The organism is Nonomuraea sp. MTCD27, from assembly GCF_041950495.1.
Classification (GTDB): domain Bacteria; phylum Actinomycetota; class Actinomycetes; order Streptosporangiales; family Streptosporangiaceae; genus Nonomuraea.
This window is the reverse complement of the sequence record NZ_JBGNUW010000019.1, coordinates 223573-235529: the sequence shown is the minus strand read 5'-3', so window position 1 is coordinate 235529 and position 11957 is coordinate 223573. Positions and strand designations below refer to the sequence as shown.

The following is an 11957-nucleotide window of genomic DNA, read 5'->3' as shown; positions in this document are numbered from 1 at the left end:
AAGCCACAAACCCAGCGAAAATCACCACCGCACAGACCCGGCCCCCCACCTGCACGCGGTACGCGCCCCCCAGGGGGCAGCAACCTCAAGCCCCGAACCACCAGCCCAGGTACGCACGGATGCCGTGTGTGAACGCCGAGCGTGGGCGACGGACGGTGGCGACGGACATGACCACGTGGGCCAGGGACGGTGTCGACCGTCAGAGGGCGAGGGACGGTGACCAGGGACGGTGACCAGGGTCAGTGGGCGAGGGACGGTGGGCGAGGGTCAGTGGGCGAGGGTCAGTGGGCGAGGGACGGTGGCCGGGGACAGAGGGCGAGGACAGCAAGAGGCGGGGAATCAAAGGGCTGAGGAAATCAAGGGGCGGGATCGTCGGGGATGGTACGGGGTGGGGGTTGGACGGCGGGGATGCAGACACGGTCTCGACCCAACTCCTTGGCCCGATAGAGCGCCAGGTCGGCGGCCGTCAGCAAGTCGATCAGATCGTCACCGTGGACGCTCATCAGCGCCACCCCCACCGAGATCGTCACTTTGATCAACGTGTCGTCAACGGGCACGGCCATGTGCCCGATGCGGACGCGCAGGCGTTCGGCCACGCGGCGGGCCTCGTCGTCGTCGGCGCCCGGTAGGAGGACGACGAACTCCTCACCCCCGAACCGCCCCACAACGTCATAGTCGCGCAACTGACTGCGCAGCATGGATGCCACCCCGACCAGAACCTGATCACCGACCAGGTGGCCATGAGCGTCATTGACGCGCTTGAAATGGTCGATATCGATGATCAGAAGTGCCAGCGTGTCACCGGTGCGGCGGGCTCGGACGATCTCGGTGTCGGCCTCCCGCTGCCAGGCGGCGGCGTTGAGCAGGCCGGTCTTGGCGTCGGTACGGGCGGCGGCCTGCAACTGCGCATGAAGGAGACTGCGCTGCAGCAGCACCACAGGCGGTAGCGCGAGAACGAGCAGGCCGAGGTTCAGCCCGCAGCCGATGGAGACCGACACGCCCAGGCAGAGCTCGACGATGTCCAGCAGCACCTTCTCCCTGTCCCACAGAACCTCCCGCCAGGTGCTGTCGGGATCTTCCAGATGGGCGGCGACGGCGATGAGGGCGATGTTGAGCAGGGAGAAGAGCACCGCGGCCGCCACCGCGAAGAGAATCGGTGGCCCGCTCCCCCGCGACAGCACCGCCGGGTCGTCCACGAACCGGTGGAACACGACGGAGGCCGTACATCCGGCCAGGCCGATGGCGGCCGAGCTGAACACCCGCCGGTACAGCACCGTCGCCCGCACCCGGATCTGCAGCAGGATCTGCAGCACAATGGGCGCGAAAAGGGCATAGACCGGGGGCAAGAGCAGCGCCACCGGCAACCACCAGGCCGACAACAGGTCTCGCGACACCCCGGCTGGCATGCCGAGACGCCTGGTGGCCTCGATGCACACGGCGCCACACCCCATGAGGGCGCAGAACGTGAGCGCGTCCCGCCACTGGAAGGTGGTGGACGCCGCGAACATCACGATCGCGACGAGATCAAGAGCGACTATCGCGCACAAGTAGAGCACAAGCGGACGACGTTGCCCGAGCAAGGGCCAGCGATCGGCCAGCGTTGACACAACGTCGCGAGACTTGATCGAGGCGTGACTGGTCACCGCCATCTCGTCTCCTCCCTGACTAACGATGTGTAACACAATAATTGCGGAGTGTGCGTTGTGCGATGGGAACCGATACGTTGGCAGAGACCACACCTGTTCACTCCACGAGCGGGGTCGTGATGGAGAGCCGTGCTGGAAAGGAGCAGCCATGGTGCGGGGCGTGACCTGGACATGACAGATGCTCTAGCCATCTGACGCGGGCAACACACCATCGGCCGTCCTTCGGGGGTGTCAATACGGGACCCGGCCGGTGCCCCCTCCCCCCTCCATTCGCACTGTTCCTCGCGCTCTCTCCCCACTGCGACCCGGCTCTGGGACCACCAGCCATAAGGAATCCCCTGCACAGCGCCCGTGCACAGCGGCCGTACACGGCGCCCGTGCACAGCGCCCTGCACAGCGGCCCTGCACAGCGGCCGTACGCGGCGCCCGTACACAGCGGCCGCGCACAAGGCACGGCACAGCAACTCAGCACCCATGTCGCCCATCGCCTGCCCGATCATCGACTCGCCAGGGGCGCCGGCCGGTTTCGCCTCCGCCTCTGACAGACGCGTGTCCCGACCGGGCGTCCTGAGCCAGCTCATGGCGAACGCCGCAGATGAGCGTCGGGTTGCCGAGACATCTGGCCAAGCGTGGGACCGCGCCCGTCGGACCGCATCCCTGAACCGCACCCGCCGGGCCACACCCCGTGGGGCCGTCCCCGTGGGAACGCGCCCACCGGACCGCACCCGTCGGACTGCACCCCCAGGCCACACCCCTGGGCGCGGCCCGTCGGACCGAAAATGCGTGACGGCGTTATCGGTGCTGGTCACCCATCGCAGGGCGCGCTGTCCACTCCCCCCCGGGGGGTGCGAGGGCGCCGATGTGGCGGTTCGGCGCCCCTACGGCGCGACCGTCGCTAGGCCGCCGCTCGATCCTTCATCGTCGCCGGGAGGTCTCCTTCGGCATCCGACTCCTCGGATCCCGTATCGCGGCCCTTTCCGTCGTCGTCCACGCCCAGGACGCGGACTGTGTCGTCATCCGCACCCAGCACGCGTACGGTGCTCTCCTCCGAGACAGTGGCGGCAGGCATGGTGCCGTCATCCTCCGAGCCCAGCATGCGTACGGTGCCGTCGTTCAACCCCAGGTGCCGCACCGCATCGCGGCCGTCGCCTGGGCGGCGGTGGGGGCGGGTGCCCATGGCCCAGTCGCGGGTTTCCTCGTCCAGCCGGTCACGCATCTCCTTGCTCATCGAGCCGCCACCGGTCCGCTCCGGCTTGCTGAAGACGCCGGTGCCCCAGCGGAGGTCGTGTCCCACCGCGCTGGCCTCGATCTCGGGCATGAAGCGGCGGTCACCCTCGGCGCCGAACTCGCGGATGCGCAGCTTGCCCGACACCACCACGGGATGGCCCGCCCGTACGGAGGCTGCGACGTTTTCTCCTAGGGCCCGCCAGCAGCGGACCGTGAAGCAGACCTTCTCCCCGTCCGCCCATTGACCCGTCTTCTTGTCGAAGTAACGGTGCGAGGTGAGCACCTTCAGCGAGGTGACCTTGGTGCCCTCGTCGAAGCTGTACTGCCTCGGCTCTGCCGCGACGTTGCCGGTAAGCGTGATGTAGATGTCGTTCATCCCATGCCTCCCATGCGGCGGGCCGGCTGCCCGCGATCTGGGAACACGGTGCCGCGGGAGGGCATGGCCGGGGACGGCCGAACGCGGTTCTGTGGACAGGGATGTGGCGACGGCCGGCGGCTGTGGACGAAGGGCCCCGCGGTGCCAGGGGCAACACCATCTCACCCGGCCCGGTACGTACCGCAGTGTGGACCGATCCCGGCAGCACCGGTGGACTCATCGCGATCCGGGCCGGCATCTCGCGCGAAGAGCTGCTCGACACCCTGCCCGCCACGATCGGGATGTCCACCGGACATCCCGCATCACCGAACCGGCCGAAACAGCCGCACTTGTCGCGTTCCTGACCTCCGGCAAGGCACTCAACTTCGACGGCTCCGACCTCGTCAGCGACGGCGGCCTGCGCGATGCGCTTTGAAACCGGGGTCGGACGTGGCGAGCGCGCGTGGTTCGTACGGGACGGAGCGGGCCCGCCGGTGTGGGCCCGCTCGCGTCGACGTCACACCGACAGGTCCCGCATGGCCGTGTAGAAGGAGTGGTGGCGGCCCAGCTCGCGTTCCACCGGCTCCACCACCATGGTGGCCGACACGGCCGCGACCCGGCGTCTCATCTCCCGCTCGAGCCGCTCCCGCTCCCGCGACGCCCCGAGCTCCACGAAGTTCCGGGACGCGATGCCGGACAACGCCCCGAGCCCGAGCACGGAGGCCATCATCAGCCCCACCCACGGCAGCGTCGCGCTCTCACCAAGCAACTCCAGCGAGGGCGGCAGCTGCCCGGGCATGAGCAGGCCGACCACCAGCCAGGCGAGGCCGGCCACGAACGCCACCACCAGGAAGTACTGCCACACCTTGAGCGCCCGCCACCAGCCCGGCACCCGGTCGAGCTGCGGGGCCACCTCCGCGAGGTCCTCCGTCAGGGCCTGCGGGAGCTGGCCGGAGCGGGATCGGGCCGCCTGGTGCACGGCCGTACGCCACACCGGGTGCATCCCCATGGACAGCCCGTCGGCCAGGGCCTGCACCGCGTTGGCCACCTCGGCCGACTGGGCGCTCACCGAGGTGGTCGCGATGCCGCGGATCTCCTCCCCGACGTCCTCCAGCCGCAGGCTCTTCAGCGGGTCGGTACGGAACTTCCCGATCCACCTCGGGTACGGCCACCCGACCCAGCGGCTCGACCGCTCCGCGTAGACGTTCTCCATGGCCTCGCCCACGGCCGGCACGCCCACCGCGTCGCACAACGCGTCCGTCAGCCCCATCCGGCGGGCCTCGTCGACCGTGGACGGCGCGGACAGCGCCTCCCCCATCGGCATGGCCTGGCTGAGCTTCTGCTCCAGCCGGTGCAGGTCCGCTTCGAGCTTCTGGATCGCGGCGCGCCGCCGGGCGACCGCGGTCGCGATGACGCTCTTGAGGCTCTCGACGCCCCGCCCGGTGACGGCCGAGGTCGGTACGACGCTGGGGTGCTCGACGCCTTCCCTGCGCAGCAGGTCGTTGAGGTCGATGACCAGCTCGGCCAGCTCCTCGGTGGTCAGCCGGTCCGCCTGGTTGAGCGCGAACACGGTCACCGCGTCATGCCCGGCCAGCTCCGTCACGTAGCGCCGGTGCGTGGAGGCGTCGGCGTACTTCTGCGGGTCCAGCACCCACACCACCAGGTCGGCCAGCCCGATGAGCCGGTCGGCCTCGGTGTCGGTGAGCGCCCTGATCGAGTCGTGGTCGGGCAGGTCGAGCAGGATCAGCCCGTGGAGCTGGCTGTCGCCCTTGTCGAGCGCGCTGGCCCGCGAGAAGCGGTGCCGCCACTGGATCTGCAGCCAGTCGAGCAGCGGCCCGGCGCCCTCCAGCCCCCACACGCAGGCGTGGGTGCGGGCGGTGGTCGGCCTGCGTACGCCGGTGGGCGACAGCTCCAGCCCGGAGATCGCGTTGAACAGCGACGACTTGCCGCTGCCCGTACCGCCCGCGAGGGCGACGACGGTGTGTTCCGACGACAGCTTCAGCCGGTCCCCGGCCCGCAGCAGCAGCCCGTTGGCCTCGTTGAGCAGCTTCTTGTCCAGCCGCCCCGGGCCCAGCTCCACCACCTTGGTGAGCGCGGCCAATCGCGGAGCGAGCCCCGGTCTGGTGGTCATGGTGGTCATCGAGCGACCTCGAGGTTGTACGTTGCCTGATAGAGCCGGGTCGCGACGGAGTCGTCGGGAATGCCCGCGGAGTCGAGCGCTTGCACGTAACGCATGGCCTCCTCGTCGAACAGCACGCCGATCCTGGCCCGCAGATCACTGAGCGCCTTGGCGCCGATGCCGCGCAGCGACTCCGCACCGAGCAGGGCGTTGACCAGCCGGTGCGGCACGCCTTCGCCGTTGCCACCGCTGAACATGGCGACCATGAAGATCAGTGCGAGCGAGTCCGGATCGAACGAGACCAGCTTCGAGACCGACCGCTTGGCCACGCCCTCCGTGCGTACGAGCTCGCTGAGATGCTCCTGCCAGGACGCGATGGTCCGGCCGGTGTGGCGTACGAGATTGTCGGACGGCCTGTCGAGGTTCTCCCCGAGCTTGGCCCCCAGCTCCGAACGGTGCCGCCAGCGCGCGACCACTTCCTCCGAGGCACGGTTGGCGGCGGCGACGATCACCGATTCGAGCCCGGTGCGGATCGCCGCCTTGAACGCCAGCACGCGCTCCGGCGCCTGCTTGGCCGCCCGGCTGCGCTTGCGCACCTGCAGCGAGCGCATGAGGTCGCCGGAACCCGCGAAGTCCTGCCAGCGGGCGAGCACCTCACCACGCAGCAGCGAGCCGTTCTTCGAGGTCTTGTCGATCTCGACGAGGGCGCCCCGGAAGGCCGCCTCGACGTCGCTGCGCAGCTCCGCCCTGAACGCGACCTGCGCCTCCAGGTGCTTGGCCAGCGCGGGTACGCGGGTGCGGAAGCTGTTGAGCACGCCGTTGAGCGTCTCGCGTACGGCCTGGGCCCGCCGCTCCTCGTCCACCGACAGCTCGGCCAGCCAGAGCCGCAGGTCGGTCACCTCGTTGTCGGGCAGCCTGCCGTCGGCCACCTTCGACTCGTGGATGACGAACCTGTCGATGTCGCCCAGCCCGTATTCGGTGAGCATGCGTACGAAGTGCTTGAGCACCACGTCCGCGGACTTCTCCTGCACCCGTGACAGGACGATCGCCAGGCGGGCGCCGCGCTCCTTGGCCAGGCGCAGCAGGTTCCAGGCGGGGGCGTCGGCGTAGCGGGCCGCCGTGGTCACGAAGACCCACAGGTCGGCGGCGTCGAGCATGCGGTGGGCGACGTCGTGGTGCTCCTCGACCACCGAGTCGATGTCGGGGGTGTCGAGCAGCGCCACGCCCTGGGGCAGCTTCTCGGTCGCGACGATGACCAGGCTGCGCATCCCGGCCTCCGGTTCGGGCTTGTCCAGCCGCTCGAGGCCGCGGAGCAGCTCGCCCTCGGCGAACCACTTGCGGTCCTCCGGGTGGCAGGCCAGGACGGGGGTGCCGGTGGTCGGGCGGCGTACGCCGGTGCGGGAGACGTTCTTCTCGGCCAGGCTGTTGACTAGGGTGGACTTGCCGGCACCCGTCGAGCCCGCGATCACGATGAGGGCGGGGGCGGCGCTGGTCCGCACCCGGGGCAGGACGTAGTCCTCCAGCTGGGCCAGCAGTTCCGCCTGTGCCTGCTTGGCCTCTTCGGAGCCGGGCAGGTCCAGGCCGAAACGCAGGTCGGCGATGCTCTCGCGGAGGGCGTCGAGCGCCGACATCAGCGCCTCGGCGGCCTCGGCGGGCAACTCCTCCAGCACCTCGCCCTTGCCCGGGGTGGTCTTGGGGTCGTCTGAGGTGGTGGTGCCGGCGGAAGCGCTGGTGTCGCCCTCACTTTCGCCCTCGCCCTCGCCGGCATCGTCCGCCGGTTCACCGTCATCCTCGGTGTCCTCGGTGTCCGCGGCGTCCGCAAGGCGGTGGTCTGCGGCTTGTACGGCGTCGGTGCCCTCGGCGGGCTCGTCGCTGTCCGCCGGTTCGGCGCGGCCCGCAAGGTCTGCGCCGTCAGCGGGGTGAGCACTGTCCGCACGCTCGTCCGGCTCCGCGTCTTCCGTTTCCGCCGCGTCTTCCGCTCCCACGGTGGCCTCGGCGACGTCTGACGAAGCCGGCTCGACCTGGGAGTCTGCCTCGGAGACCGGCGTATACGGGTCGGCGTCGGATGCGGGCTCGACGGCAGCAGGCGGCTCCTCGTCGGTCACAGGCGGCTGGGCCTCGGCGGATGGCACGTCCGTGGCCGGTGGCTGCTCGTCGCGGGGCTCGTGCCTGTCCCAGGACCTCGCGGTGTCCGGGGCCGGGGGCGCATCGTCCGAGGCGGGCGGGGTCGTACGGGCGCCGGGACCGCCGAGCGCGGCGGGCCGCACAAAGAGCGAAGGGCGCTCCGAGGATGGGGATGATGGCTCCGGCTCCTCGAAACTCGGCCACGCCCCAGCATCCGGCCGCCCCCCAGCGCCTGGCCGCCCGTCATCGCCTGGCCGTCCTTCAGGACCGGGCCACACCCCAGAACGCGGCCGCCTCTCAGCGTCCGACCGTCCCTGGGCATCCGGCCGCCCCTCAGCGCCAGGCCGTCCCTGGGCATCCGGCCGTCCCTGAGCTCCGGGCCTTCCCTGAGCGTCCGGCTGCCCCTCAGCGCCAGGCCGTCCCTGAGCGTCCGGCCGTCCCTGAGCTCCGGGCCTTCCCTGAGCGCCAGGCCGCCCCTCAGGGGCCGGCTGGTCGTCGAAGCCCGGCGGTGGCCGGTGCCCCGAGGGGCCGTCGGCCGCCGGGGGCCGCCGCAGCGCGGCAGGCTTCTCGAAGAGCGAGGGCCGTCGAGCAGGGGGCTCCTCACGAGCCCCGCGGACGGCGGGCTCGCCACGGAACCACTGACCGGCAGAGCCCTCATCGGCCTCACGGTCGGCAGCCTCGGCCCGGGCATCCCGCCCGGCCGAAGCGTCCCGGGCATCGCGCCCGGTGGAAGCGTCCCGGGCATCCCGCCCGGCCGACCCATCCAGGGCATCCCGCCCGGCCGGACCGCCCGGGGCATCGCGCCCGGCTGACCCGGCGCGCGGGTCGCGGCCGGGCGATTCGGCCGGTGCGTCTCGGGCGGCCTGGTCGGGGCGGGGGTCGTGGGGGGCCGGGTGGTCGGGCCCGTCGGGCGTGCCGGGGTCGGCGCGTTTGTCGCGCGCCGTCCCCTCGCCGTCCAGGGCGTCGTCGTCCCGGACCTCGTCGAGGTCATCATCCGTCACCGGGCGGAAGCTCAACGTCTGCTCCCCGGGTGACTCGTGCCGCCCGTCATCCATGGCCGTGTTCACGGCAAGCGCTCCGCTCGAACCATCTCGACCTCCTGGCCGACCCTCACGACGTCGCCGACGATGACGATCGCCGGCGGCCGTATCCCAGCCGCGGACACGCGGTCGGCCACGGTGGAAAGCGAAGCGATTACCGCCCGCTGGGTCGGAAGGGTACCGTCCTGTACCACCATTACGGGAGTCTCCGGCGAACGTCCGTCGCGAAGCAGGGCCTCGGCGACCTTCGCCAGCCGCTCGACGGCCATCATCAGCACCAGCGTGCCCTGGGAACGCGCCAGGCCGGGCCAGTCGACGGTGGACTTGGGGTCGTCGGGTGCCACGTGCACGGAGATGACGTGAAATTCCTGGCTCACCCCGCGATGCGTCACCGGCACCCCGGCGGCGGCGGGCACCGCGACGGCGCTGGTGATGCCGGGGACGATCAGCACCGGGATGCCGGCCTGGGCACAGGCGATCATCTCCTCGCCGCCGCGCCCGAACACGAACGAGTCGCCGCCCTTGAGCCGGACCACGAACTTGCCCTGCCTGGCGCGGTCCACGAGCAGCTCGTTGATCGTCTCCTGGGACAGCGACCGGCCGTAGGGCACCTTGGCGGCGTCGATCAGCTCGACGTCGGGGGCCAGCTCGTCGAGCAGCGCCCGGGGCGCGAGGCGGTCGGCGACCACCACGTCGGCCTGGGCGAGGAGTTGCCGCCCGCGCACGGTGATCAGGCCGGGATCGCCGGGGCCACCGCCGACGAGCGCCACGCCGACCGGCTTGGTGCGGTTGCGCCGGGCGTCGACCGTGCCGTCGCGCAGCGCCTCGACGATCGCGTCACGGATGCCGGCGGCCCTGCGCGGGTCGCCGCCCGCGGTGACGGCCACGCTGATCTCGTCGACCCGCCCCGTGGCGGGTGTCCAGGCGGCGGAGGCGTCCTTGTCGTCGGCCCGCACGCACCACACGCGCTTGGCCTCCGCCTCGGCGGCGACCGCCGTGTTGACGGATCTCTCATCGGTGCACGCCTGCACGAGCCAGGCCCCGTCGCAGTCGCCGACCTCGTAGGGCCGGGCGTGCCACGTGACCCTGCCCGCGGCGATCAGGTCGTCGAGGGCCGGCGTGACGGACGGCGACACGACGGTGACCTCCGCACCGGCCTCTAGCAGCGCGGGAACGCGCCGCTGGGCGACACGGCCGCCACCCACGACGAGGACCCGGCGGCCGGAAAGCCGCAGGCCGAGGAGGTAGGGACCCATGGGGGGAATCTCCCGTTCGCGAAGGTTGTGTTTAGCAGCTAAACCTACCGGCTCCGCATGTGTCATTTGCTGCGCACGGGTTAACGACCGTCGAGAAGAGGTTGCCGGGGATCCCAGCGAGGCCCGCCCTCATCGTCCTTACGGCGTCTGGCCATCGCTGACAAGGCTTCAAGGATAACCCGGTTCCCGAGGTAGGCCGTGATGTCGGCGTGATCGTACGGCGGCGCCACCTCGACCACCTCCATTCCGGCCACCGGCATTTCATAGCAGATCCGGCGAACCGCATCGAGGAGCTGCCTGGCCGTGAGCCCGCCCGGCTCGGGCGTGCCGGTGCCGGGCGCGTGGCCGGGATCGCAGACGTCGATGTCCACCGACAGGAAGATCTGGTCGCACTCGTCGAGCGCGATCCGGAACGACTCCGTCAGGCATTCGTCAAGCCCGCGAGCCACAATTTCGGTCATCTCATATGAACGCATCTTCTGCGAAGCCATCCAGCCGAGCGTCTCGGGCTCCGGCCAGTAGCCGCGCAGCCCGATCTGCAGGAACCTGTCGCCGCGGATGGCCCCGGACTCGATGAGCCGCCGCATGGGCTGGCCGTGGCCGTACAGGTGGCCGAAGGCGATGTCCCCGGTGTCGGCGTGCGCGTCGAAGTGGATCATCGACGTACGTCCCGCCGCGTACGCCCTGGCCGTGCCCCGCGCGTCCGGCAGCGCCACCGTGTGGTCACCCCCGAGGACCAGCGGGATCGCCCCCGAGGCGGCTACCCGGTGCACCGCCTCCTCGATCGCCGACAGCGCCCCCTCGACGTCGCCCGAATAGCACTCCACGTCACCGGCGTCCAGCACCCGCAGGTCCCGCAGGGCGTCCACGCGCAGCGCCAGGCTGGGCCGGGAGCCGTCGTGCGGCAGGTAGCAGGCCTGCCGCAGCGCCATCGGGCCGAACCTGGCGCCCGGCCGGTTCGAGGTGCCGCCGTCGAACGGGGCGCCGATGATCACCACGTCGGCGCCCTCGTAGCTCGCCGGGTCGTTGACGTCGCATCGGTCGACGCCGAGAAACGTGATGTCAGGGCCGTACATCGGTCCATATCGAGACACTGAGCACCTCCAGTGTCTCCATCATCACACGGGCTTTTCGGTCACTCCCGCCGAATCGAACGTGGCCACGTCGTGCATCACGCGTACGGCCGCGCACACCATCGGGTGCGCCAGCAGCCCGCCCGTCCCCTCGCCGAGCCGCAGCTCCAGGTCCACCAGCGGGCGCAGCCCGAGGTGGGCGAGCGCGGCGGCGTGGCCGGGCTCGGCGGAGCGGTGGCCCGCCACGCAGTGGTCGGTGACGGCCGGATCGAGCGCGGCGGCCACGAGGGCGGCGGCGCCGGCGATGACGCCGTCCAGGATCACGGGCACCCGCGCCGCGGCGCCGGCCAGGATGAAGCCCGCCAGGGCCGCGTGCTCGAACCCGCCGACGGCGGCCAGGGCCCGCAGCGCCTCGCTGGGCGACGTCGAGGCGTCCGACAGCGCGTTCGCGCGCAGGGCCTCGCGGACGATGCCGACCTTGAGCTCGTACGTCTCGTCGTCGATCCCCGTGCCCCTGCCGGTCACCTCGGCCGGGTCCTTGCCGGTGAAGACGGAGATCAGCGCGGCGGAGGCGGTGGTGTTGGCGATGCCCATGTCGCCGGTGATCAGGCAGCGCGCGCCCTTGGCCACCAGGTCCCTGGCCACGACGATGCCGGCCTCCAGGGCCCTGACGGCCTGGTCGACGGTCATGGCCGGGCCCTTGGACAGGTCGGCGGTGCCGTACGCGATCTTGTGCTTGACCAGGGCGGGCGCGTCGGGCAGGTCGGCGGCGACGCCGACGTCCACCACGGTCACCGACGCGCCGGCCTGAGCGGCGAAGGCGTTGGCCACCGCACCGCCCGCGAGAAAGTTGGCGACCATCTGGACCGTGACCTCCTGCGGCCACGGGCTGACACCGCGCGCGTGCACACCGTGATCGGCGGCGAAGATGGCCAGAGCCGCCGGCGCCGGCATGGGAGGCGGGCTGGTGCCGGCCGCCCCCGCGAGGCGTATCGCGATCTCCTCGAGCGCGCCGAGCGAACCGCGGGGCTTGGTGAGGCGGTCCTGATGGGCGCGGGCCTCGGCGAGCGCCGGCGCGTCTGCCGGGCGGATCGCGGCGAGTGTCTCAGCGAGCACT

Annotated in this window: 7 protein-coding genes; all 7 read right to left on the bottom strand. The window is 71.3% G+C overall.

Annotated elements, in window-relative coordinates:
• Positions 1-356 precede the first annotated feature (356 nt).
• On the bottom strand, positions 357-1649 hold the full coding sequence (locus tag ACBJ59_RS44495) for a GGDEF domain-containing protein (protein WP_375116133.1): 1293 nt from the start codon (positions 1647-1649) through the stop codon (positions 357-359).
• Positions 1650-2541: 892 nt separating this feature from the next.
• The gene (locus tag ACBJ59_RS44490; protein ID WP_375116132.1) at positions 2542-3249 is read right to left on the bottom strand and encodes a single-stranded DNA-binding protein; all 708 of its coding nucleotides are present in this window, start codon (positions 3247-3249) and stop codon (positions 2542-2544) included.
• Between the two features lie 496 nt (positions 3250-3745).
• Positions 3746-5368: a GTP-binding protein gene (locus tag ACBJ59_RS44485; protein ID WP_375116131.1), complete on the bottom strand. Its 1623-nt coding sequence runs from the start codon at positions 5366-5368 to the stop codon at positions 3746-3748.
• The gene (locus ACBJ59_RS44480) at positions 5365-7479 is read right to left on the bottom strand and encodes a dynamin family protein (protein ID WP_375116130.1); all 2115 of its coding nucleotides are present in this window, start codon (positions 7477-7479) and stop codon (positions 5365-5367) included. Before ACBJ59_RS44480 ends, ACBJ59_RS44485 begins: the two co-directional genes overlap by 4 nt.
• A gap of 1055 nt (positions 7480-8534) precedes the next feature.
• On the bottom strand, positions 8535-9767 hold the full coding sequence (cobA, locus tag ACBJ59_RS44475) for a uroporphyrinogen-III C-methyltransferase (RefSeq protein ID WP_364127177.1): 1233 nt from the start codon (positions 9765-9767) through the stop codon (positions 8535-8537).
• Between the two features lie 80 nt (positions 9768-9847).
• Positions 9848-10843 carry an agmatinase gene (gene speB / locus ACBJ59_RS44470; protein WP_375116129.1) on the bottom strand — a complete coding sequence of 332 codons (996 nt, stop codon included), beginning with the start codon at positions 10841-10843 and terminating at the stop codon, positions 9848-9850.
• A gap of 42 nt (positions 10844-10885) precedes the next feature.
• On the bottom strand, positions 10886-11956 hold the full coding sequence (gene cobT / locus ACBJ59_RS44465) for a nicotinate-nucleotide--dimethylbenzimidazole phosphoribosyltransferase (RefSeq protein ID WP_375116128.1): 1071 nt from the start codon (positions 11954-11956) through the stop codon (positions 10886-10888).
• Position 11957 lies beyond the last annotated feature (1 nt).

Bases quoted from the DNA above. Each gene is read 5' to 3' on its own strand.
- ACBJ59_RS44495 (WP_375116133.1), bottom strand. From the start codon at position 1,649: ATGGCGGTGACCAGTCACGCCTCGATCAAGTCTCGCGACGTTGTGTCA.
- ACBJ59_RS44490 (WP_375116132.1), bottom strand. From the start codon at position 3,249: ATGAACGACATCTACATCACGCTTACCGGCAACGTCGCGGCAGAGCCG.
- ACBJ59_RS44485 (WP_375116131.1), bottom strand. From the start codon at position 5,368: ATGACCACCATGACCACCAGACCGGGGCTCGCTCCGCGATTGGCCGCG.
- cobA (WP_364127177.1), bottom strand. From the start codon at position 9,767: ATGGGTCCCTACCTCCTCGGCCTGCGGCTTTCCGGCCGCCGGGTCCTC.
- speB (WP_375116129.1), bottom strand. From the start codon at position 10,843: ATGTACGGCCCTGACATCACGTTTCTCGGCGTCGACCGATGCGACGTC.